Below are 21,449 nucleotides of genomic sequence, written 5' to 3' on the forward strand. Positions count from 1 at the left end.
TCGATCCAGACGCGGCGGTTTTCGTCGTGCGCGGGCGATCGCTGAAAGGAGCAGACACCAACTAAGATGCCACAGGCACAGATACAGCCGGCCCCTACCGGCGCAACGCCCCTCCCGGCCCAGAACGCCTCCGTCCACAGCGACGATCCGCTTCTGGCCCTCGTCCTCCAGTCGCTGGACGACGACCAGGTGCAGGAACTCGTCGTCATCGACCTCGAGGGCAAGTCGAGCATCGCCGATTTCATGGTGATCGGCTCGGGCCGTTCCACCCGCCAGGTCGCCGCGATGGCGCAGAAGCTGGGCGAACGCCTCAAGCAGGGCGGTTTCGGCCACCCGCGCATCGAAGGTCTTCCGGCCGCCGACTGGGTCCTGATCGACGCAGGCGGCGTGGTCGTGCACCTCTTCCGTCCGGAAGTGCGCAGCTTCTACAACCTGGAAAGGATGTGGGGCTTCGACGGACCATCCGGCGCGGCCTGAGGCCGGCGCCGCCGCGCAGAGGATGAGCCCGGCGCCGGAGCCTGTCTCCGCAAGGCGCGCCGGGTGCCCTCGCGACACGAACCGCGCCGGGATCGCAGCGCTTTCCCGGAACGCGTCCTTCGTGCGGCTTCGCATTCCACGATGCTTCTCCACATCATCGCCCGCGGCAAGATCGCCCGCTCGCCCGAAGGGGAGCTGCTCGACCGCTATGCCCGGCGAATCACATGGCCGTTTCGCCACAGCGAATTGCCCGACGTGGGTGGCAAGGTCCCGCCGCCCGCGCAGACGCCCAGCCGCGATGTCCTGATGGACGAGCGGGGCAAGGCGATGAGCTCCGAGGAGTTCGCCGCGCTGCTCGGCCGCTGGCGTGACGAGGGAGTGCGCGAATGCCGCTTCCTCATCGGCGCTGCGGACGGACACGGCGAGGAAGCCCGCGCCCGTGCAGACCATCTCCTGTGCTTCGGCCGCATGACCTGGCCTCACCTGATGGCGCGCGCCATGCTGGCCGAACAGCTCTGGCGCGCCACCGCCATCCTTGCCGGGCATCCCTATCATCGCTCGGGGTAGGCCCAAGCAAAACCTCTTCCCGATGGGTCGCGGCTGTCCTAGTCCGAGTGCCGTGAAGCCTCGTCCCCGCACTTTCCTGTTGCTTACGGCCTGCGCTGCCGCGGTGCTCGCCACGCAGGCGACTTCGCAGGCGTCCCTGCAGGGGAACACGCTTGCCGTGCTCGATCCCGCGCTCGACGCCCGACGGGCGCGGGCCGATATGCGCGCGGCGCAAGCGGAAGGCGCGGCTGCGCGCAAGCGGGCCGAAACCCTGGAGCAGCGCGCCCGGCAGGTTACAAAAGCTGCTGAAAGCACCGCGCGCGAAGCGGCTGCGGTGGCAGCGCGCATCCAGGAAACCGAGGCCGCCATTGCGGCGCAGCGTGCCCGGATGCAGCTCATCGCCTCGCAGCGCGCGGGCCTGCGCGCGCAGCTTGCCGAGCGGCAGGGTCCGCTCGCGGCGCTGACCGGGGCTCTCCAGCGCCTTTCGCGGCGGCCACCATTGCTGGCCCTGCTGCGCCCGGGCTCGGTACGTGATGCGGTCTACATGCGCGCCATGCTCGACACCATGCTGCCCGAGGTGGAGCGGCGCACCGCCGGTCTGCGGCAGGCGATCGAGCGAGGCCGCGCGCTGGAAGGGCAGGCGCGCGCCGCCGCCGCCGCGCTCGGCGCTGCGCAGGAACAGATGCGCCAGCGCCGGCGGCACCTGACCGCGCTTGAAACCCGCCAGCGGCTCGACGGGCGGGAAGCGACCGGGATCGCCGCGCGCGAAGGGGACCGCGCTCTCGCGCTGGCGGAAAAGGCCCGCGATCTTGGAGCGCTGGTGAAGGAAATGGGGCGGCAGGGACAATTGCGCGCGCAGCTTGGCGCACTGCCCGGACCCATCGCGCGGCCTCTTCGGCCCGAGGAAGCGCGAGTGCCCGCCGCCGCGCAGTTCGTGCCGCCGCCACAGGGGCTCCCCGCCTATATCCTGCCCGTGACCGGCCGTCTGGTCACCGGGTTCGGCGAGGATGCGCCCGGCCAGTCGCGCTCGGCGGGGCTGGTGCTGGCGCCGCGCCCCATGGCGCAGGCGGTGTCTCCCGCGCCGGGCCGGGTGGCCTTTGCCGGGCCCTATCGCGGCTACGACCGGATCGTCATCATCCAGCACGAAGGCGGCTGGACCTCGCTCGTCACCGGCCTGGCCAAGCTTGACGTACAGGTCGGGGAGGGCGTCCTTGCGGGATCGCCGATCGGCAACGCTGGGCCCCGCGCACCCCGCGTCATGGTCGAGCTTCGGCGCGAGGGCGAGCCGGTGAACCCGCTCCAATTCGTCCGTTCGCTCTGACGCGGCGATGTTTCACGTGGAACCTGCCCTTTCCAGTCCCGCGATCGCACCCATATGAGGGCACGAGCATTAAAGCACGGGGCCCCGTTCCGCTGGCGTTCACCGCGCCGGGGCGATAGGATGGGCCCGAACCCTGACCGGCCGCGCCGCCGGATGACGTTGAAAGAGTCGCCGATGAAGACCCCGTTCCGTCCCGCTGCATTCCTCAAGGCCGCGCTGCTGGTTTCCGCCGTGGCCGTGCTGCCCGCAGCGACCTCGGGGCTCGCCGCAGTCGATACCCGCGCCGCGCACGAGTTCGACAAGCTCTTCACCATCTACGAGATCGTGAAGGAGAACTATGTCGACCAGGTGGACGACGACAAGCTGCTCAAGGGCGCGATCGACGGGATGCTGGCCAGCCTCGATCCCCACTCGAACTATCTCGACGGTCCCTCGCTCCAGCGGCTGGAGACGATGATCGACGGCAAGTATACCGGCCTCGGCCTCTCCGTGATTGAGGACGAGGGCGCGGTGAAGATCATCTCGCCGTTCAAGGGCAGCCCGGCCGAGAAGGCAGGGCTCAAGGCCGGCGACTACATCACCCACCTCGACGGCGTGCTCTATTACGAGCGCGATCTGGACGAGGCCGTGTCGAAGATGCGCGGCGCGGCCGGAACCTCGATCCGGCTGACGATCTTCCGCCAGGGCCGCGACGAGCCTTTCGACGTCACCGTGACGCGCGGCGTCATCGAGCTCGAGCCGGTCACCTGGGAGCTGAAGGACGGCGTGGGCGTGATTTCGGTGAACGAGTTCTCGCGCGATGTGGGCAACGACGTGAACAACGCGCTGACCGACCTCAAGAAGCAGGCTGCGCTCAAGACCGGCGGCAAGCTCGCAGGGATCGTGCTGGACCTGCGCTCGAACCCGGGCGGCTCGCTGGACGAGGCGGTGGCCCTTTCAGACCTCTTCCTGGAAAAGGGCGACATCGTCTCGCAGCGCGGCCGCAATGCCAGCGAGAACCAGTTCTACCGCGCCGAATCGATGTTCCGCGGCGATGCGGCCAAGGGCCTGCCGGTGGTGGTGCTGGTGGATGCGGGCTCGGCGTCCGCTTCGGAAATCGTCGCCGGTGCGCTGCAGGACCAGAAGCGCGCGGTCGTCATGGGCGAGCGCACTTTCGGCAAGGGCTCGGTGCAGACCTTCCTGCCGCTCGACAACGAAAGCGCGGTCAAGCTCACCACCGCGCGCTACTTCACCCCGGCCGGCCATTCCGTGCAGGAAGGCGGCATCGTGCCCGACATCAAGGTGCCCCAGCTTTCCGATCCCGACGCCCGCGCCCGGGCGGAGCGAGCGGTGCGCGAATCCGATCTTCGCGGCCACCTGATCAACGAGGCCTCGCTAAAGGACAAGGATCTGGAGACCGACAAGATCGACGATCCGCGTTTCAAGATGACCGCCGCCGAGCTCGAGAGGCAGGGCATCAAGGATTTCCAGCTTAGCTATGCGATCTCGACGCTGCAGCGCACGGCCGGAAAACCCGCGCTGGCGGCGGCGGCGTCTCCCACCGGCAAGCGTTGACGGCCGTCCCCGGCATGGCCGTCCCCGTCGCCGTCCCGGTGCGCGCCGCGCGCTGGATCGCTCTCCTGGTGCCGACTGGGCTGCTCGGCGGCGCGCTGGCGAGCGAGTACCTCTTCGGGCTCCATCCCTGCGAAATGTGCTGGTGGCAGCGCTACCCGCACATGCTGGCGATCCCACTGGCGGCGCTCGCCTTCTTCTGGCGTCCGGTGCGCCCGCTGGTGGCCGTGGCCGCGCTCGCCGCGCTCGTCTCCGGGCTCATCGGCGGCTTCCATGCGGGGGTGGAGTACGGCTGGTGGGAAGGCATGACCGCCTGCACCGCAAGCCCGCTGGCGGCGGGCGGCGATCCGCTGGAAGCGATCCTCAAGGCACCCGTCATCCGCTGCGACGTATCGCCCTGGGACCTGTTCGGGATCTCGCTGGCGGGATGGAACTTCCTGTTCTCGACAGCCGGGGCGCTGGCCGTGTTCGGCCTGCTTGCGGCATCGGGCAACTCTGGCGGAAAGGCCAAGCGATGAATAGCACCAAGCAGCGCAGCGAGCGGATGCTGCGCGTCGACCAGGCCGGGGAATACGGGGCCACGCGCATCTATGCCGGGCAGCTTGCCGTCATGGGCACGCGCGCGCCGCTCTCGGCCGAGATCGCTGCCATGGCCGCGCAGGAAGCCGACCACCAGTCCCGCTTCGATGCGATGATCGCGGCCCGCCGGGTTCGCCCCACGCTCCTGCAGCCGGTCTGGTCCGTCGCGGGCTATGCGCTGGGCGCGGCGACGGCGCTGATCGGTCCCGAGGCGGCCATGGCCTGCACGGCCGCGGTGGAGACCGAGATCGACCGGCACTATACCCAGCAGATCGAGGAACTCGGCAGCGACGATCCCGAGCTTGGCGAAGTGATCCGCGAATTCCGCGACGACGAGCGCGAGCACCGTGACGCGGCGCTCGCGGCAGGGGCCGAGAAGGCACCGGCCTATCCGCTGCTCTTCCACGCGATCCGCATGGGCTGCCGGGTGGCGATCAAGCTGTCCGAACGTATCTAGGCGACCGGGCTCCGGGCGGGCCGTCGCCTGCAGCCCCGCACGACAGCATGCGCCCGGCGGAACGATTCCGTGCGTGGACGGGTTTGTGAAATGAGCTCCTGCGCTTAAGCTATCGTTCAAGCCGGGAGCGCCCTATACCGCGGCTGAAACTTGCCGAACAGAAGCACTGGAGCCCTGCGATGACCCGCCGTCCGACCCTCGCCGCAATGGCCGCCCTCCTGCTTGCGGGCGTGCCTGCCTTTGCGCAGGACCAATCCGCGCAAGGCAACGGCGACGAAAGGGTCAACCAGCTCATCGTCTATGGCGACGATGCCTGCCCTGCTTCCACCGGCGGCGAGATCACCGTCTGCGCGCGCAAGCCGGAAGAGGAGCGCTATCGCATCCCCGAGCCGCTGCGCGGGATCGACCAGCCTCAGGCCGATGCGTGGACGAACAAGGTGCAGGCCTATGAAACCGTGGGCGCCTTCGGCAACCTCAGCTGTTCGCCGGTCGGCCCGGGCGGTTCGCTGGGCTGCACCCAGAGCCTGATCGACAAGGCATATGCCGAGCGCGCGAACGGGTCGGAGGTGCGCTTTGGCGAACTGATCGCGGCGGAGCGGGAGAAGCGGCTCTCCACCATCGATACCGATGCCGCCGAGCAGCAGGCGCGCGTGGAAGAGGCTGAGAAGGCCTACTTCGAGCAGCGCCAGCGCCAGGCTGCCGAACAGGCGGCGGCAGAGGACGCCGCTGCCGCGCCAGCCTCCAGCCCATCGACCTCGCAGGGACAGTAAGGGCAGGCGCAGCGGTGGGCCTTTCGCACGCTCGACCGGATCGCAAGCCCTGCTTCGCACCCTGAAACCGTAACCCGCTTGCCCGCGCTGGCCGGATGCGCTCATTCGCTGTCGCGCGGTTCAAGCGGGCGCATGGGTGAGGGACGCGATGGTCGTGATGGGTTCGATCGATATCTTGCACGCCGCGGCCGGGCTGCTCGTGGGCGCGCTGGTGGGATTGACGGGTGTGGGCGGCGGTTCGCTGATGACCCCGCTGCTGGTGCTGATGTTCGGTGTAAGCGCAAAGACGGCCGTGGGCACCGATCTGCTGTTCGCGGCGATCACGAAGATCGCGGGATCCACCGTCCATGGCTCGCGCGAGACGGTCGACTGGGGGATCGTGCGCCGCCTTGCCGCCGGCAGCATCCCCGCCGCTCTGGCGACGCTCGCCGCGCTGGCCTGGGTGGGCAGGATCGGACAGTCGGCCGAGCACGTCATCCTCGTTGCCCTTGCCTGCCTCCTGGCGCTTACGGCGATTGCGGTCGCCGGGCGCAAGTGGCTGTTCCGCCATGCGCATGACTTCGATGCGATCCGCTCGCGCAGGCGAGTGGTTGGCGGGACCGTGGTGCTCGGCGCGCTGATCGGAGCGGCGGTGTCGGTCTCCTCGGTGGGCGCAGGCGCGATTGGCGTGACAGTGCTGCTGATGCTCTATCCGCGCTTGCAGATGGCTCGCATCGTCGGTTCTGACATCACCCACGCCGTGCCGCTGGCGCTGATCGCGGGCACGGGCCACTGGATCATGGGCGACGTGGACGCAGCGCTGCTGACGAACCTTTTGATCGGCTCGATCCCGGGCGTCGTGGCGGGCAGCTACCTGTCCTCGCATGCGCCCGACCGGGTGCTGCAGCCGCTGCTGGCGGCCGTGCTCGCGGTGTCCTCATGGCAGCTTTTCGTGAAGGCCTATGCGCCCGAGAAGGTGAAAGTGGAGGCGATCGCGCCGGAGCGGGCGCAAGGCACGCGCTGAGGATACGCTCCGCGCGCACCCGCGAGGTCGGCCACGAAAAAGGGCCGGAGGAGCAATCCTTCCGGCCCTTTTTCGCGTATGCCGTGCCGGGCTCAGGCGAGCGCGATGTCGGGCGCGTCTTCCTGCTTCATGCCTACCACGTGGTAGCCGCAGTCGACATGATGGGTCTCGCCGGTGACGCCGGAGGACAGGTCGGACAGCAGGTAGAGACCGGCGCCGCCCACGTCCTCGATCGTCACGTTACGACGCAGCGGCGAGTTCAGCTCGTTCCACTTGAGGATGTAGCGGAAGTCGCCGATGCCGCTGGCGGCCAGCGTCTTGATGGGGCCTGCCGAAATCGAGTTCACGCGGATGCCCAGCGGACCCAGGTCATTGGCAAGGTACTTCACCGATGTCTCGAGCGCGGCCTTGGCGACGCCCATGACGTTGTAGTGCGGCACGACCTTTTCGGCGCCGTAGTAGGTCAGCGTCACGATCGAGCCGCCTTCGGCCATCAGCGGCACCGCGCGCCTGGTGACGGCGACGAGGCTGTAGGCGGAGATGTTCATCGTCATCAGGAAGTTGTCGAGGCTGGTATCGACGTACTTGCCGCGCAGCTCGTTCTTGTCCGAGAAGCCGATGGCGTGAACCACGAAGTCGAGCTTGCCCCAGCGCTGCTCGATCTCGGCAAAGGCGGCGTCGAGCGCGGCCATGTCGGAGACGTCGCAATCGATGAGGAAATCGCTGCCAAGGCTCTCGGCCAGGGGCCTCACCCGCTTGGCCAGCGCATCGCCCTGGTAGGAGAAGGCGAGCTCGGCGCCCTGTTCGTGCAGTTTCTTGGCGATTCCCCAGGCCAGCGACTTGTCGTTCGCCAGGCCCATGATCAACCCGCGCTTACCGTGCATCAGACCGGTCATTCGTTTCTTCCTGTAACACTTTCATCGTTCGGCCCCCGGGTGCCCCGGGCCGCCGTGGCGAGGCTCCCGGGAAGGGGTCCTTCCTCGTTCGCCTGCGCGAGCGCCGCATTGAGTTCGGCGCCTATGACCATCCCTAGTCCGACAAGCCAGAAAAAGAAAAGCGCGATCATCACCCCGGCGAGGCTTCCGTAGGTCAGATCGTACATGAGGAATGTCTGCAACACCTTGGGCAGCGCCCATGCGACCAGCAGCCACCACAGCGTGACGAACGCCGCGCCCGGCCATTTGGCATAGCGCCTCTTCTGGTAGGCGTGGGGGGTGAGCAGGTAGAATATCATGTAGATCGACACGAAGATGCCCGCGCCGCTCATCGCGGTCGACAGGGCAATCTGCTCGGCCATGCTGCCCAGCCGCGGGAACAGCGTGGCGATCACGGTCTCGGCGGTGGAGAGGAGGACCTGCGAGGAGAGGGAGACGAGCAGCAGCAGCACCGACCCGAAGATCACCGCGCTCGACACCAGGCGCGAACGCCAGAAGCGCGGGCGCTTCTTCACGTCATAGGCGCGGTGGAGGATGTCGCGGATGGTCTCTATCAGGCTGCCCGCGGTCCACATGCCCAGCAGCCCGCCGATCCAGAGCAGCCAGCCGTGCCGAGCCGCGGCGACATCGTGGGCGACCGGGCGCAGCACGTCTCCCACGCGCGGAGGGAGTGCGCGCAGGATCGCATCGATAGAGGCGCCCATCTGGTCCTGCTCGCCCAGCACCGAGAGGATCGCGGCAAGGGCGATGAAGAAGGGAAACAGCGAGAGCAGCGACATGTAGGCAAGGTTGCCCGCATGGATGAAGCCGTCGTCCCAGGTTCCCCCCACCACGCGCATGACGACGCGGAAGAAGCGCGTGCCCGGGCCCGCCTTGCGGCGAAGCTTCTGCCTCAGCGGCTCGCTATGGGCTTCAGACGCCAAGCTTGCCGCGCACGTCGCGGCCGTCGCTCCAGCCCTCGAGCCGCGCGACGAGATCGCGTCCCGCCTCGGTATCGCCCTCGGGAAGGACGATCTGGAGCGTGATGAGCTGGTCGCCCCGGCTGCCGTCCTTGCGCGTCATGCCGCGGCCCTTGAGGCGCAGCACCTTGCCCGAGCTGGCATGCGCAGGGACCGAGAGCATGACCGCGCCGGACGCCGTGGGCGCCTTGACCTTCGCTCCGCCAAGCGCCTCGTCCAGCGTGATCGGCAGGTCGAGCCGCAGGTCGTCGCCGTCCTGGCGGAAAAAGGCGTGCGGCTGGATCTGCAGCGTGACGATGGCATCGCCCGCCCCGCCCGGTCCCGGCTCGCCCTTGCCCGAAAGGCGCATCTGCGTGCCGTCCTCAAGCCCTGCGGGAAGCTTGAGGTCGATGGTCTTGCCATCCGACAGGGTGATCCGCTGCGGTTTCAGCTCGGCCGCGTCCGTCAGCGAGACCGAAAGGCGATAGTTGACGTTGGCGCCGCGCGGGGCCGCACGGCTGCGTCCTCCCGGCCCGCTGCCACCCATGCCGCCGCCCATCCCGGCGGCACGGCCGCCTCCGAAGATGCCGCCGAAGATGTCCTCGATGTCGATGCCATCCTCGGCTCCGAAGCCGCCGCCGAAACCGCGCTGGCCGCCGTGGCCACCCCCGAAGCCCCCGCCGCCGAAGCCGCCGCCGAACGGACCGGCGGGATTGCCCTCTGCGTCGATCTCGCCGCGATCGAACTGGGCGCGCTTGGCCTTGTCGGAAAGCAGGTCGTAGGCGCGGGTCACTTCGCTGAAGCGCTCGGCCGCGCGAGGATTGTCCTTGTTGGTGTCCGGGTGCAGCTCCTTCGCAAGCTTGCGGTAGGCGGACTTGATGTCCTTCTCGCTCGCGCCGCGCGACACGCCAAGTATGGAATAGGGATCTGCTGCCATAATGACTGCCTAGCTAGGTTGCGGCGGGCATTTGGACAAGCCTGACGATAAGGGGGAGGAACGGGGGCATCGCGATTGTCGCTAGTCGCGGGCAACTTGCGGGAGGGGCCAGGGTTTCCTACCCCGTCGCGGCATGGCCCGCGCCTCGCGTCCGTTGTTCCCGATCAAGGCGAGGTTCGGGCGGCGGCGGCAGGCGAGGCCATTCCTAACCAATCGCAAGGCAGTCCAGACCCGTGTCCACATCCTCCCCCACCGATGCCCCTTCCGCCATCGACGCCGAGCAGCTGCGTGAGGTGATCCCGCACGGCGACCCCTTCGCCCTGTTCGCGCAGTGGTACGATGAGGCGCGGCCGCTGGAGGAGGATTCGAACGCGATGGCGCTTGCCACCGCGACACCCGACGGGCTGCCTTCGGTCCGCATGGTGCTCCTCAAGGGCCACGGACCCGACGGCTTTGTGTTCTATACCAATGGCCGCAGCCGCAAGGGCCGCGAGCTTGCCGCCAACCCGAACGTCGCCCTCCTGTTCCATTGGAAAAGCCTGCGCCGTCAGATCCGCATCGAGGGTCCCGTCTCGCCGGTGAGCCCGGCCGAGGCGGATGCCTATTTCCATTCGCGCGCACGCGATTCGCAGCTGGGCGCCGTTGCCTCCGACCAGTCCTCCACGCTCGATACGCGCGCCACCTTCCTCACGCGGTACGAGGAGGCGCGCAGCCGCTTCGCCGGTGCCCAGGTGGAGCGGCCGGCGCACTGGAGCGGCTGGCGCGTGCGCCCGCTCGCCATCGAGTTCTGGCACGACCGCCCCTATCGCCTGCACGAACGCCGCCGCTTCGAGCACGGGCCCGAAGGGTGGGCCAGCACGCTGCTCTACCCGTGAGCGCACCCGAGGCGGCCCGGCTCAACCGCAGCGCCGCGCTGGCGAGCATCGCGGCGGCGTGCCTGCTGCTGGCGATCAAGGGCTATGCGGCCTGGTCCACCGGCTCCACGGCAATGCTGGGCAGTCTTGCCGACACGGTGCTCGACCTTGTCGCCAGCGTCGCCACTCTCGTCGGCGTGTGGATCGCCGCCCAGCCTGCGGACGACAAGCACAGCTTCGGCCACGGCAAGGCCGAAGCTATCGCCGCGCTGTTCCAGATCGTGCTGATCTCCATCTCGGCGCTGGCCATCGGCGCGCGGGCGGTGGAACAGCTCTTCGTCGGCCACCGGGTGGAGGCTGCGCACGAAGGCATCGGCGCCTCGATCGCGGCGATCGTGGTGACCGGCGCGCTGATCGCCTGGCAGAAGCATGTCGTGCGCCGCACCCGAAGCCTCGCGATCACCACCGACAGCGTCCACTACCAGTCGGACCTGCTGCTGAACGTGGCGGTGATCGCCGCCCTCGTGCTGGACGGCTACATCGGCCTGCCCCAAGCGGACCCGCTGTTCGGTCTCGGCATCGCCTTGTGGCTGGGGTGGAGCGGGTGGAGCGCGTCCGAACAGGTCATCGACCAGCTGATGGACCACGAATGGCCGCCACAGAAGAAGAGCGTGCTGCTCGACATCCTGGCCACCGACCCCAACATCAGCGGCGTCCATGACCTGCGCACGCGCACTTCGGGCAACCGCGACTTCGTGCAGTTCCACATCTGGGTCCACCCGGAGATGACCGTGCGCGAGGCGCACCGGGTAATGGCGGGGATCGAAGCGTCGCTGCGCGGCGCCTTTCCCGACGCCGAAATCCTCATCCACACCGATCCCGAAGGGCTCGTTGACGAGGCAGGACCGGCGGGCAAGGACGTGCTGCCGCCGATCCGCGTGAACTAGCGCCGCAGCGCCTTGCCGGTCTTCATCTGCCCTGAGAAAGCGGGCGTGCTCACTTTCCCTTGAGCGCTCCCACGCAGGCGGCGCGGTCCACGTCCTGTCCGTCGGAGGAGCGGCGGGCATCGACATAGCTGGCGCGCGGCTCCTTGGAACTGGTGCTGGGATAGAGGAACACGTCGAGCACGCAGGCCGTCCCGGTGAACTGCAGCTTGCGCGCGTCTCCCTCCCACACGTCGAGGCGCGGCTCGCCGAAAAGGCGCACCAGCTGGCTTTGGCTGGCGCCGATCACGCCTTCCAGGCCCGGCACGTTCTGCACGGCGGCATCGCGGGGCGTGGTTCGCGTGGGCTGGCGCACCGGAGGAACGGCGGAGGTGCGCTTGGGCGGCCGGGGCGCGCTCGCCACGCCGCCGCTGCCCGAGGAGCAGGCCGCGAGCGCCATCGCCAGGCCCAGCGCGAGCGAGACGGAAAGAACGCGGCGGAGGCTGCTTGACGGGCGGGCAGGGCCGGTGACGGTCGTGAACATGGTCCAGGCGACATCGCGCGGCGCACCGGGCGAGTCAACGCTCCTTCGCCGGACATGCGCCTGATTGCGGCGAATGCAGGTCAGGGGCGTCCGGGCAGGGGCCGTACATCCGCAGACCCTGCTTCCGCTGTGAACCTTGTCCCTTCGCGCCGCGCAGGCTAGGCGCAGGGAATACCGCTCTTATCCGAAGGATCTTACGCCCCTCATGACGCAACCCAAGCTGGACGTCATCGCCATCGGCAATGCCATCATCGACGTCATCGCCCATTGCCCCGAAACCCTGATCGACGAACTCGGCCTCACCCACGGCGGCATGCAGCTGATCGATGCCGAGCAGGCGCGCACGCTGTATGCCGCGATGGGCCCCGGGCGCGAGGTTTCGGGCGGTTCGGCGGCCAATACGCTGGCGGGCCTCGCCGCGCTGGGCGCCAAGTGCGGGTTCGTCGGCCAGGTCGCCGCGGACCAGCTGGGCGAGGTCTTCACCCATGACATCCACGCCGCCGGCATCGCGTTCTCGGTGCCGCCCCGCGCGGGCGAGACGCCGACCGCGCGTTGCCTCATCTTCGTGACGCCCGACGGGCAGCGCACCATGAACACGTTCCTGGGCGCATCGCACCTCCTGTCCGAGGACATGGTGGACGAAGGCATGATCGCCGACGCGGCCGTGCTCTACCTCGAGGGATACCTGTGGGACCCGGTCGAGCCGCGCGCGGCCATGCGCAAGGCGATCGCCGCGGCACGCGCCGCAGGACGCAAGATCGCCTTCACGCCGTCAGAATCCTTCATCATCGACATGCACCGGCTCGACTTCCTGTCGCTGATCGATGACGGCGCGGTGGACATCATGTTCTGCAACGAGCACGAGATGGCAACGCTCACCGGCAAGCCCTCCTTCGAGGATGGCGTCGCGCAGCTGAGCGCGCGGGTGCCGGTTCTCGTCGTCACGCGCGGTGCGGACGGCGCGGTCGCGATCGCGGGAGGCGAGCGGGTCGAAGTGGCCGCGCAACCGATCGACAAGGTGGTCGACACCACCGGCGCGGGCGATCTCTTCGCTGCCGGGTTCCTCTATGGCCACGTGCGCGGCAAGGGCCTTGCGGATTGCCTTGCAATGGGCGCAATCTGCGCCAGCGAGATCATATCGCACTACGGCGCCCGGCCGGAATGCGACCTTGCGGATTTCGTCGCAAAGCGGATGAACTGAACCGAGGAGCCACCGTTTGAGCTGTCCGGCACTGATCGACTTCGAGGCGAGCTGCCTGCCCGAATACGGGCAGTCCTATCCCATCGAGGTCGCGGTGGCCCGGATCGACGGCTCCAGCCGGGCATGGCTGATCCGCCCGGTGGAGGCGTGGCGCTACTGGGACTGGTCGGACGAGGCCGAGGCGCTTCACGGCATCAGCCCGCAAATGCTCGAGAGCGAGGGCCTGCCGCCGCAGCAGGTCCTTGCCGAGATGATCGACTTCGTGCGCGGCTGCAATGTCTACGCCGATGCCGATCTCGACGAATACTGGCTCGAAGTCCTGTGCCATGCGATCCGCGAGCCGCTGCCTTTCCCGGTGCGCTACCTCGGCGAGTTCATGAGCGAGCAGGGCTTCACCCGCCCCCAGGTCGTCGCCGCGCTGGAAGAGGCGAAGCGGCGCCTGCCACAGGAGCACCTTGCCCGTGAAGACGCCAAGCGGCTGGCGCTGGTTGTGAAGCTGCTGCTGGAAGGACAGGCGGCCTAAGGCGGCCCATCCTCCTCCCGATAGCTGCCGCTCCCTCAGCGCAGCGCCTTGCCGAACGCGGCCAGGTTGCCGTCGGCGTCGGGATCGGCGGGCATTCCCAGCAGCGTGCGCAGCAGCGCCGTCACGTCCACGTTGTCGAAGGGTGCGAGGCGACCGGCCGGAGCGAAGGCGGGCCCTGCCGCCACGAACAGCGCAGCCATCTGCGGCGCGGCGTTGTCATAGCCGTGCGTCCCGCCCGTGACCGGCTCCTCGGGCCGGGCAGGCACGATCATCCAGCCCACCTCGGCAAGGCAGAACCACGGCGCGACGCGCGGGTTGGAGCCGTAGCGCAGGCGCGCCGGGATCTCCTCTCGCGGCCAGCATTCCATGTGTTCGTGGCGGCCGCGCAGCGCCTTGGCGAGCTTCTTCTCGTTGCCTTCGGTCGGGTAGAGCGACGCGAACGGGCCAGTCTCGACCGCTCGGTAAAGCGAGGCGTCCACGATGGTGTCCAGCGTCACGTGGCGCTCGCCGGAAATCGCCGCCATCCCGTGGTCGGCGACGATGACGAGGTTCGCCTCGCGGCCGAGCTTGCGAAGCCCCTCGACGAGCGAGCCGATGCTGCGGTCCACCTCGGCGATCGCCTGTGTGGTGCGTGCATCGTCCGGCCCATGGCGGTGGCCTGCTGTGTCCACCGTGTCGAAGTAAAGGGTGACGAAGCGGGGACGTATGTCGGCGGGACGGCGCATCCAGTCGAGTACGGTTTCCACGCGCTGCGTGGCGGTCACTTCACCGTCGAAATGCTGCCAGTCCTGCGGGCGGGTTCCGCCCTCGGTGCTGGGGAAGGGCTTGGCCGAATAGGCACCGCCCCAGGCAATACCCGAACCCGGCCAGAACATCGCCGCCGTGCGGATGCCCTGGCGCTCCGCCGCGACCCAGATGGGTTCGGCCTCTCCCCACCAGAACGGGTCCTGGCTTGCCATGGTGAACACTTCGCCGGGGCGGCGGGGGTCTTCGAAGCGGTTGGCGACGATGCCGTTGCGGTCGGGCACCTTGCCCGTCGCGATCGCCCAGTGGTTGGGGAAGGTCTTGCTGGGGAAGGACGGGCGCATGGCGGCGCTGATCCCGTGCCGGGCAAGGGCCGAGAGATGGGGTGTCACTCCCCGGTCCAGGTAGTCGGCGCGGAAACCGTCTATCGAGACAAGGATGGTCACCGCGTCTTTCGACGCCTGCGCGTGAACCGGCAGCGAGGGCAGAAGAGCGGCGAAGGCGGCGGCAAGGAAAGCGAAAAGTCTTGTCATGCCCGCCCTTTAGGTCGGCAATCATGACGATGCGATTGCAAGTTGGTTCGCCGCGCTCTCAGGGAAGGCCGGTCGCATCCCCTGTCGGCGGCAATGGGGAAGCGGGGCGGCCCCGCTGCATGGCTTCCAGCCTCGCCAGGCACTGCGACTTGCGTTCGTCGCGCGCACGGGTGAGTGCATCGGCGACTTGCGCGGGCAGGGCGCAGTCGCGTTCCGGGCGCACCGGCACTTTGGCCCGGCAGCCTTCCTCGGTGGCGAAGAGGTTGTCGGCGCAGTCCTCGTAGGCAGCCAGGTCCGCATCGTGGAGGCTGCGGCAGCTCATCGTCCAGCGCGCCTTGTAGGAAGTTTCGGCGAAAGCGGTGCAGTCCTGGTATTCGGTCTGCGCCGCCGCCTCGCGCGCGGCGCGCTCGGTCAGCGCCTTGTGCTCGGCCTCGGCCCTGGCCTGCTCGGCCGCCATCGCCTGCGTCTGCCGGCGCAGGTCCTGCGCCGGCAGGTAGATGCCGTAGTGATAGCCCACGCCCGCACCGGCGATCAACGCCGCCGCCGCCAGCGAGAGCTTCAGGATGGTGTCCGGGTTCTTAGGCATCGGCCTTTTCGCGCGCCACTTCGCGCCACCCGATGTCGCGGCGGCAGAAGCCGGTGTCGAAGTCCAGCGCGTCCACCGCCGCATAGGCGCGGCGCTGCGCCTCGGTGACGGAGCCCGCCCGCGCCGTCACGTTGAGCACGCGCCCGCCGTTCGCCACCAGCCCGCCCGCCACGAGCGCAGTGCCCGCATGGAAGACCTTGGCGCCTTGCGCCTCGGCTTCGGGGATCGCGCGGATCGCGCCGCCCTTCTCGGGCGTGCCGGGATAGCCGCGCGCGGCCATGACGACGGTGAGCGCCACATCGTCCGAAAAGCGCGGCGGTTCGATCGCGGCCAGCCGGTTCTCGGCGCAGGCGTGGAGCAGTTCCACAAGGTCGGATTCGAGGCGCATCAGCATGACCTGGCATTCCGGATCGCCGAAGCGGCAGTTGTATTCGATCAGCTGCGGGCCTTTGGCTGTCAGCATCAGCCCCAGGAACAGCACGCCCGAATACGGCATGCCCTCGTTCGCCAGAGTGCGCACGGTGGGCGCGATGATCTTGGTCATCGCCTCGGCCTGCAGTTCGGGCGTGAGCACGAGAGCCGGGCTGTAGGCACCCATGCCGCCGGTGTTGGGCCCGGTATCCCCGTCGCCCACGCGCTTGTGGTCCTGCGCCGAGGCGAAGGGGACGATGGTGGACCCGTCGGTCAGCGCGAAGAAGCTGGCTTCCTCGCCCTCTAGGAACTCCTCGATCACGGCTTCCGCGCCTGCTTCACCGAAGCGGCCGGCGAAGATGTCGCGCACCGCTTCCTCGGCTTCGGCCATGGTCATGGCGACCGTCACGCCCTTGCCTGCGGCGAGGCCGTCGGCCTTGATGACGACAGGCGCGCCGAACCTTGCGAGCGCCGAAAGGGCCGCCTCCTGCGAGGATACGCGCTCGTATCCGCCGGTCGGGATGCCCGCGCGCGCGCAAAGGTCCTTGGTGAAGCCCTTCGATCCCTCTAGCTGCGCGGCCGCGCGGCTGGGCCCGAACACCGCGAAGCCTTCGCCCCGCAGCGAATCGGCAAGGCCATCCACCAGCGGCGCTTCGGGCCCGATGACGACGAGGCCGATCACGTTCGCCTCGCAAAAGGCGATTACCGCGCCGTGGTCTTGCGCGTCGAGGTCGATGCATGTCGCGACCTCGGAGATGCCGGGGTTGCCTGGCGCGGCCCACAGGCTATCGCAGCGCGGGGATTGCGCCAGCTTCCACGCCAGCGCATGTTCGCGGCCGCCCGAGCCCAATAGCAGGATGTTCATTTCCCGTGCCTTCCAATCCGTTCTTCGACGACGATGACCATGCCGACGGTTCAGGCGGGCTGGTAGCGAAGGAGACGGCGGGGAACAACGCCGCACCGCTCTCGATCAGCGAGATTTCCAACCTCCTCAAGCGCACCGTGGAGGACCGCTTCGGCTTCGTGCGCCTGCGCGGCGAGCTTTCCGGCGTCAAGCGCGCGGCGTCCGGCCACCTCTATTGTGCGTTGAAGGACGACAAGGCGGTGATCGACGGGGTCATGTGGAAAGGCGGTGCGCAGCGCCTCGCCTTCCGGCCCGAGGACGGGATCGAGGTCGTCGCCACGGGCAAGCTGACGACGTATCCGGGCCGCTCCAAATACCAGATCGTCATCGAGACTATGGAGATCGCGGGCGAGGGCGCGCTGCTGGCGCTGCTCGAGAAACTGCGCGCCCGCCTCGCGGCCGAAGGACTGTTCAACCCGGAACGCAAGCGCGCGCTGCCGTTCCTGCCGCAAACCATCGGTGTCGTCACCTCGCCCACTGGCGCGGTGATCCGCGACATCCTCCACCGCCTGGCCGACCGCTTCCCCAGCCGGGTGCTGGTCTGGCCGGTGCTGGTGCAGGGAGAGGGCGCGGCCGCGCAGGTAGCCAATGCGGTGCGCGGCTTTTCCGCCATCGCGCCCGGCGGACCGGTGCCGCGCCCCGACATCGTCATCGTCGCGCGCGGCGGCGGGTCGATCGAGGACCTCTGGAGCTTCAACGAGGAGATCGTCGTGCGCGCGGTCGCCGAATCGAGCATTCCGGTGATCTCGGCGGTGGGCCACGAAACCGACACCACCTTGTGCGACCATGCGGCCGACCGCCGGGCGCCTACGCCAACGGCCGCGGCCGAAATGGCCGTGCCCGTGCGCGCCGAGCTGCTGGCGCAGCTTGGAGACCTGGCTCATCGCAAGCGGCGCTGCGCCCTGCGCCCGGTTACGCTCGGGCGGGAGCGGCTGGAAGCGCGGGTCCAGCGCCTGCCCCGGCCCGAGGCGATCCTTGCCAGCAAGGCGCAGAAGCTCCACGAACTGTCCGAGCGCCTGCGCCGCGGCCTTCGCGACGAGGCGACGGCGAAGGCCCGGCAACTGCAGCATGCCGCCGGGCGGCTTTCGCTTCCGCTGCTGCGCCACCGGGTTCAGGCCTGCGACGAGCGGCTGGGCCGCATCGGCCTCGTCCCGCGCCTGCTCGAGAGGCGGCGCGACCTCGCGCGCGATGCGCTGGCCCCTTACGCCCGGGTCCTGCCCCAGCTCGATCCCCGCCTGCCGCTTCAGCGGGGCTATGCCCTGGTCAAGGCGCCCTCGGGCAAGACCGTGACGAGCCGCGAGGCGGCGCTGCGCGAAGCAGGTCTGGTGATCGAGTTCCGCGACGGGGAGCTTGCGGTGACGCCCGGTGGCCCCGCTGCCGATACCTCCGCTTCCCCGGCTCCGGCCCCGGCCACTTCCCCGCGGCGACCCTCGCGACCCTCGCGACCGGCGCGACCGGCGCCAAGTTCGCCGCGACAGGACGATTTGTTCGGATCGTGATGGTCTGCTAAGCATGCAGCCATGCTGATGTCCTCCGCAGATCGCCCCGCCAAGCTCGCCTACGGCCCCAACGGCTTCCGCGTGCTGAGCGCGGGCCACTACGTCACTTGTGCCGTCACCGGCGAGAAGATCCCGCTCGAACTGCTCCGTTACTGGAGCGCCGAGCGGCAGGAGCCCTACGCCAGCGCCGAAATCGCGACGAAGCGGTTGATCGGCCAGGCCTGACCGGCTGTGAGCGCACCCTCGCGGGTATTCGCGCTGCTGGTCGCCGTGGCGGTCGGCACCGCGCTGGCGGTGCCGATGATGCTGCGCGCGGCGTCTGCTTCTCTCGGCGGGCCGCTGGTCCCCGCGCCCGTTGCCCCGAGCTTGCCCGCACAGGCGGTACTGCTGCCCTTCTCGGGACAGCTCACGCAGGGGGGCTGGATCCGCGGCACGCTGCCGCAGGGGATGCGCACGCTTTCGCTGGATGGCACGCCCGTGAAGGTGGCGGCGGACGGCACGTGGTTTGCCGCTTTCGATCGCGATGCAGGGCCGCAGGCGGTGCTGCGCACGGTGCTGGCGAACGGCACGATCGGCGAGCAGCGCGTGGCGGTGCAGCCTCGGGACTGGCGGATCGAGCATGTGAATGTAGCCCGCAAGCCCGGCGGCCCTTCGGAAGCCTTCATGGCCCTGCGTCGCCCGGAACTCGCCCGCATCGCTGCGGCGCGGGCGATGCCGACGCAGGCGCAAGGGTGGCGGCAGGCCTTCGTCTGGCCGGTCACGGGACGCATTTCCGGCCGGTTCGGCTCGCAGCGCGTCTACCGGGGTGAGCCCGCCGCCTATCACTCGGGCCTCGATGTCAGCACCGGGGCCAGCGGCACAGCCTTCGTGGCGCCTGCGGACGGCGTGGTGATTCTGGCGGCAGACCGGCCTTTCACTCTCGAAGGCAACCTGCTGATGCTGGACCACGGCATGGGCCTCAACAGCGCGTTCCTGCATTGCTCGCAGATCCTGGTGAAGGAAGGCGAGCACGTGCGGCAAGGCCAGGTGATCGGCCGCATCGGCATGACCGGCCGCGCGACGGGCCCGCATCTGCACTGGTCGATCAAGTGGAACGAGGCGCGGCTCGACCCGCTGCTGTTCACCGGCCCGATGGCGGATTGAAAGCTTCTCCCCCGTTGATTTCAGGCGCTGGTCGCGAACTGTCTTGCGCCCGGGTTCCAAGCCGCTAGGCAGCGCGCGTGCAGCGCATCATCGGTTCCATCGGCCTGATCGGCTTGCTCGCCATGACGTGGGCTCACGGTGAAAAGCCGCCGGAGCCGATCTTTCCGCTCAACCTCAAGGTGAAGGCGCTGCCGCTGCCGCCCCGGCGCGAGACGGCGCGGCTGGGAGCATTCCGGCTTGAGCGCATCTGGCATCTGCAAAGCCGCTCCGTTCGGTTCGGCGGCTATTCGGCGCTGCTGGCCATGCCGGGCGAGCGCTGGGTGGCGATCAGCGACAGCGGCGCTCTGCTGCGCTTCACCCCGCCCGACCGGGCCGGACCCGGTCCCGGCGCGCGGGACCTGAAGCTCAGCGCAAAGGGCAGCAAGGACTTCAACGACGTCGAGTCGGCCACGCGCGATCCGGCGAGCGGACAGTTCTGGGTGGGACTGGAAGGCCGCAACGAAATCATCCGCCTCGACCGCCGACTGGTGATGAACGGCAGGGCGCGGCCGCCCGGGATGCGCCACTGGGGGCTCAACAGTGGACCGGAAAGTCTGGTGCGGCTGGCCGACGGCCGCTTCCTCACGGTGCGCGAGGTGCAGGGGCGTTTCCTTGCGAGCACCGGCAACCCGGGGCTGCTGTTCCCGCGCGATCCTATCGCGGGCGGCAAGCCCGTGCGCTTCACGATCGAAGGGCCGCACCATTTCTCGGTGACGGACATGGCGCAGATACCCGACGGGCGCGTGCTCGTTTTGATGCGGCGACTGATCTGGCCCTTTCCGATGCGATTCGCCTCGCGGCTTGCGATCGGTGACCCGCGCCTGATTCGCGAAGGCGGTGTCTGGCGCATCAAGGAAGTGGCGCGGCTGGCGTCTGTCCTGCCGATCGACAATCTGGAAGGAATGACGATCGAGCCCCGCGCCGATGGCAGGTTGTCGGTCTGGCTGATCTCGGACGACAACCACGCGGACTATCAGCGCACGCTGCTCTGGCGTCTTTCGGTGGATCCGGCGAAGCTGCCGTGGCCACGCTAGGCGGGCCGGCTCAGGGAACGCAGAAACATGGCAAGCCAAAGCGAAAAGGCGCGCAGGACCGAAGTCCCGCACGCCGTTTCAGGCAAATGCCGATCGTGCCCTCCCGAAGGAGGGCAGCCGGATCAGGCGGCCTGCTGCTTCTTAAGCTCGCGCTTCACCTTGACGGCGCGCGGCGAAAGCTTGGTGTCCGAGGTCTTCAGCAGCCAGTTGTCGAGGCCGCCGTTATGCTCGACCGAACGCAGGCCGTGCGTCGACACGCGGAACTTGAAGCTGCGGTCCAGGCCTTCCGACAGAAGCGTCACGTTCTGGAGGTTGGGCAGGAAGACGCGCTTGGTCTTGTTGTTGGCGTGGCTGACGTTGCAGCCGACCTGGCGGCCCTTGCCGGTCAGTTCGCAGATGCGGGACATGTCTACTCTCGCTCGAAAAAAATCGGATGCCGTGGATCACGGGAAGGCGCGCCATTAGCGATTCTGCCACGCGAGGTCAAGTTGCGCACAGGTTTTTGACGCGCTAGCGCGAAATCATGACTCGCTGGCCCCTTCCCGAATACATGGCGCTCGCCCTGGCGCAAGCGCGCGAGGCTGCTCAGGCGGGGGAAGTCCCGATCGGCGCGGTCGTCGTTAAGGAGGGCCGGGTCCTGGCCCAGGGGCGCAACGGCCCGCGCGAAAGGCACGACCCGACCAGCCATGCCGAAATCGAGGCGATTCGCGCCGCCGCCCGCATCCTGGGCAACGAACGGCTCGAAGGATGCGAGCTGTGGGTCACGCTGGAGCCGTGCGCCATGTGTGCCGGCGCGATCGCCCACGCACGGATCGCGCGTCTCTATTACGGGGCGTCTGATCCCAAGGGCGGGGCAGTGGAGAACGGGGCACGCGTGTTCGAGCATCCGCAGTGCCTTCACCGGCCGGAGGTATACGCAGGCATCGGCGAGGCCGAATCGGCGGATCTCCTGCGCGGTTTCTTTCGCGAGCGGCGCTGAGGGCGCACCTCCGCTTCC

Annotated in this window: 25 protein-coding genes; 17 read left to right on the plus strand and 8 right to left on the minus strand. The window is 68.7% G+C overall.

Annotated features, from left to right (window positions below; translation table 11 throughout):
* Nucleotides 1-66: 66 nt before the first annotated feature.
* The 8 genes from rsfS to GR702_RS02645 all read left to right on the plus strand — a co-directional run bounded on the left by rsfS (nt 67) and on the right by GR702_RS02645 (nt 6,704).
* A complete protein-coding gene (rsfS, locus tag GR702_RS02610; RefSeq protein ID WP_202407991.1) occupies nt 67-477 on the plus strand; it encodes a ribosome silencing factor in 411 nt (136 codons plus the stop codon).
* A 141-nt stretch (nt 478-618) separates the two neighbouring features.
* Nucleotides 619-1,044 (plus strand): 23S rRNA (pseudouridine(1915)-N(3))-methyltransferase RlmH, encoded by a 426-nt coding sequence (locus GR702_RS02615; RefSeq protein ID WP_160984366.1) that lies wholly within the window; start codon nt 619-621, stop codon nt 1,042-1,044.
* A gap of 52 nt (nt 1,045-1,096) precedes the next feature.
* Nucleotides 1,097-2,344 carry a murein hydrolase activator EnvC family protein gene (locus GR702_RS02620; protein ID WP_337192506.1) on the plus strand — a complete coding sequence of 416 codons (1,248 nt, stop codon included), beginning with the start codon at nt 1,097-1,099 and terminating at the stop codon, nt 2,342-2,344.
* 174 nt (nt 2,345-2,518) lie between these two features.
* Nucleotides 2,519-3,898, plus strand: coding sequence for a S41 family peptidase (locus GR702_RS02625; RefSeq protein WP_202407992.1), 1,380 nt, complete (start codon nt 2,519-2,521; stop codon nt 3,896-3,898).
* 14 nt (nt 3,899-3,912) lie between these two features.
* A complete protein-coding gene (locus GR702_RS02630) occupies nt 3,913-4,413 on the plus strand; it encodes a disulfide bond formation protein B (protein ID WP_160984369.1) in 501 nt (166 codons plus the stop codon).
* Nucleotides 4,410-4,931, plus strand: coding sequence for a demethoxyubiquinone hydroxylase family protein (locus GR702_RS02635; RefSeq protein WP_160984370.1), 522 nt, complete (start codon nt 4,410-4,412; stop codon nt 4,929-4,931). The genes GR702_RS02630 and GR702_RS02635 overlap by 4 nt, the downstream gene beginning before the upstream one ends.
* A gap of 179 nt (nt 4,932-5,110) precedes the next feature.
* Complete coding sequence (locus GR702_RS02640) at nt 5,111-5,701, plus strand: hypothetical protein (protein ID WP_160984371.1); 591 nt, start codon at nt 5,111-5,113, stop codon at nt 5,699-5,701.
* A gap of 148 nt (nt 5,702-5,849) precedes the next feature.
* A complete protein-coding gene (locus tag GR702_RS02645; protein WP_160984467.1) occupies nt 5,850-6,704 on the plus strand; it encodes a sulfite exporter TauE/SafE family protein in 855 nt (284 codons plus the stop codon).
* Nucleotides 6,705-6,796: 92 nt separating this feature from the next.
* Here the strand turns inward: GR702_RS02645 and fabI are convergent, their stop codons facing one another.
* Genes fabI through GR702_RS02660 form a run of 3 tightly spaced genes read right to left on the minus strand, consistent with a single transcriptional unit; the run spans nt 6,797 to nt 9,514 of the window.
* Nucleotides 6,797-7,600 carry an enoyl-ACP reductase FabI gene (fabI, locus tag GR702_RS02650; protein WP_160984372.1) on the minus strand — a complete coding sequence of 268 codons (804 nt, stop codon included), beginning with the start codon at nt 7,598-7,600 and terminating at the stop codon, nt 6,797-6,799.
* Nucleotides 7,597-8,562 (minus strand): YihY/virulence factor BrkB family protein, encoded by a 966-nt coding sequence (locus GR702_RS02655; protein ID WP_160984373.1) that lies wholly within the window; start codon nt 8,560-8,562, stop codon nt 7,597-7,599. The genes fabI and GR702_RS02655 overlap by 4 nt, the downstream gene beginning before the upstream one ends.
* Nucleotides 8,552-9,514: a DnaJ C-terminal domain-containing protein gene (locus GR702_RS02660; RefSeq protein WP_160984374.1), complete on the minus strand. Its 963-nt coding sequence runs from the start codon at nt 9,512-9,514 to the stop codon at nt 8,552-8,554. The genes GR702_RS02655 and GR702_RS02660 overlap by 11 nt, the downstream gene beginning before the upstream one ends.
* Nucleotides 9,515-9,783: 269 nt before the next feature.
* Here GR702_RS02660 and pdxH point away from each other — a divergent pair, with 269 nt between their 5' ends.
* Together pdxH and GR702_RS02670 are read left to right on the plus strand one after the other, a co-directional pair.
* Nucleotides 9,784-10,389, plus strand: a complete 606-nt coding sequence (gene pdxH / locus GR702_RS02665; RefSeq protein WP_160984468.1) for a pyridoxamine 5'-phosphate oxidase — start codon at nt 9,784-9,786, stop codon at nt 10,387-10,389.
* Nucleotides 10,386-11,315 carry a cation diffusion facilitator family transporter gene (locus tag GR702_RS02670; RefSeq protein ID WP_160984375.1) on the plus strand — a complete coding sequence of 310 codons (930 nt, stop codon included), beginning with the start codon at nt 10,386-10,388 and terminating at the stop codon, nt 11,313-11,315. The genes pdxH and GR702_RS02670 overlap by 4 nt, the downstream gene beginning before the upstream one ends.
* 49 nt (nt 11,316-11,364) lie before the next feature.
* Here the strand turns inward: GR702_RS02670 and GR702_RS02675 are convergent, their stop codons facing one another.
* A complete protein-coding gene (locus GR702_RS02675; protein WP_160984376.1) occupies nt 11,365-11,835 on the minus strand; it encodes a hypothetical protein in 471 nt (156 codons plus the stop codon).
* 205 nt (nt 11,836-12,040) lie between these two features.
* Here GR702_RS02675 and GR702_RS02680 point away from each other — a divergent pair, with 205 nt between their 5' ends.
* Nucleotides 12,041-13,036 (plus strand): adenosine kinase, encoded by a 996-nt coding sequence (locus GR702_RS02680; protein ID WP_160984377.1) that lies wholly within the window; start codon nt 12,041-12,043, stop codon nt 13,034-13,036.
* A 16-nt stretch (nt 13,037-13,052) separates the two neighbouring features.
* Complete coding sequence (locus tag GR702_RS02685) at nt 13,053-13,559, plus strand: 3'-5' exonuclease (RefSeq protein ID WP_160984378.1); 507 nt, start codon at nt 13,053-13,055, stop codon at nt 13,557-13,559.
* A gap of 35 nt (nt 13,560-13,594) precedes the next feature.
* Here GR702_RS02685 and GR702_RS02690 read toward each other — a convergent pair whose 3' ends face one another.
* From GR702_RS02690 to purD, 3 genes are read right to left on the minus strand one after another with little or no spacing between them, the layout of a single operon-like run.
* Nucleotides 13,595-14,836 (minus strand): alkaline phosphatase family protein, encoded by a 1,242-nt coding sequence (locus GR702_RS02690; RefSeq protein ID WP_160984379.1) that lies wholly within the window; start codon nt 14,834-14,836, stop codon nt 13,595-13,597.
* A gap of 58 nt (nt 14,837-14,894) precedes the next feature.
* Nucleotides 14,895-15,422: a hypothetical protein gene (locus GR702_RS02695; protein WP_160984380.1), complete on the minus strand. Its 528-nt coding sequence runs from the start codon at nt 15,420-15,422 to the stop codon at nt 14,895-14,897.
* Nucleotides 15,415-16,698 carry a phosphoribosylamine--glycine ligase gene (purD, locus tag GR702_RS02700; protein ID WP_160984381.1) on the minus strand — a complete coding sequence of 428 codons (1,284 nt, stop codon included), beginning with the start codon at nt 16,696-16,698 and terminating at the stop codon, nt 15,415-15,417. Before purD ends, GR702_RS02695 begins: the two co-directional genes overlap by 8 nt.
* Nucleotides 16,699-16,703: 5 nt before the next feature.
* Between purD and xseA the strand changes: the two genes are divergently transcribed.
* The 4 genes from xseA (at nt 16,704) to GR702_RS02720 (ending at nt 20,452) form a co-directional block, all read left to right on the plus strand.
* Nucleotides 16,704-18,236, plus strand: a complete 1,533-nt coding sequence (gene xseA, locus GR702_RS02705; protein ID WP_160984382.1) for an exodeoxyribonuclease VII large subunit — start codon at nt 16,704-16,706, stop codon at nt 18,234-18,236.
* Between the two features lie 21 nt (nt 18,237-18,257).
* Entirely contained in the window at nt 18,258-18,461 is a 204-nt protein-coding gene (locus tag GR702_RS02710) for a DUF2093 domain-containing protein (RefSeq protein WP_160984383.1), read from the plus strand.
* A 75-nt stretch (nt 18,462-18,536) separates the two neighbouring features.
* Nucleotides 18,537-19,379: a M23 family metallopeptidase gene (locus GR702_RS02715; RefSeq protein ID WP_237449526.1), complete on the plus strand. Its 843-nt coding sequence runs from the start codon at nt 18,537-18,539 to the stop codon at nt 19,377-19,379.
* A 77-nt stretch (nt 19,380-19,456) separates the two neighbouring features.
* Nucleotides 19,457-20,452 carry an esterase-like activity of phytase family protein gene (locus GR702_RS02720; RefSeq protein ID WP_337192508.1) on the plus strand — a complete coding sequence of 332 codons (996 nt, stop codon included), beginning with the start codon at nt 19,457-19,459 and terminating at the stop codon, nt 20,450-20,452.
* 122 nt (nt 20,453-20,574) lie between these two features.
* On the opposite strand, the gene rpmB is transcribed toward GR702_RS02720, so the two are convergent.
* Entirely contained in the window at nt 20,575-20,859 is a 285-nt protein-coding gene (gene rpmB, locus GR702_RS02725; RefSeq protein ID WP_160984384.1) for a 50S ribosomal protein L28, read from the minus strand.
* 116 nt (nt 20,860-20,975) lie between these two features.
* On the opposite strand from rpmB, the gene GR702_RS02730 reads away from it, so the two are divergent.
* On the plus strand, nt 20,976-21,431 hold the full coding sequence (locus GR702_RS02730; protein WP_160984385.1) for a nucleoside deaminase: 456 nt from the start codon (nt 20,976-20,978) through the stop codon (nt 21,429-21,431).
* The last annotated feature ends 18 nt before the right edge of the window (nt 21,432-21,449 follow it).

This window comes from Novosphingobium silvae (genome assembly GCF_009856825.1).
Taxonomy (GTDB): Bacteria; Pseudomonadota; Alphaproteobacteria; order Sphingomonadales; family Sphingomonadaceae; genus Novosphingobium; species Novosphingobium silvae.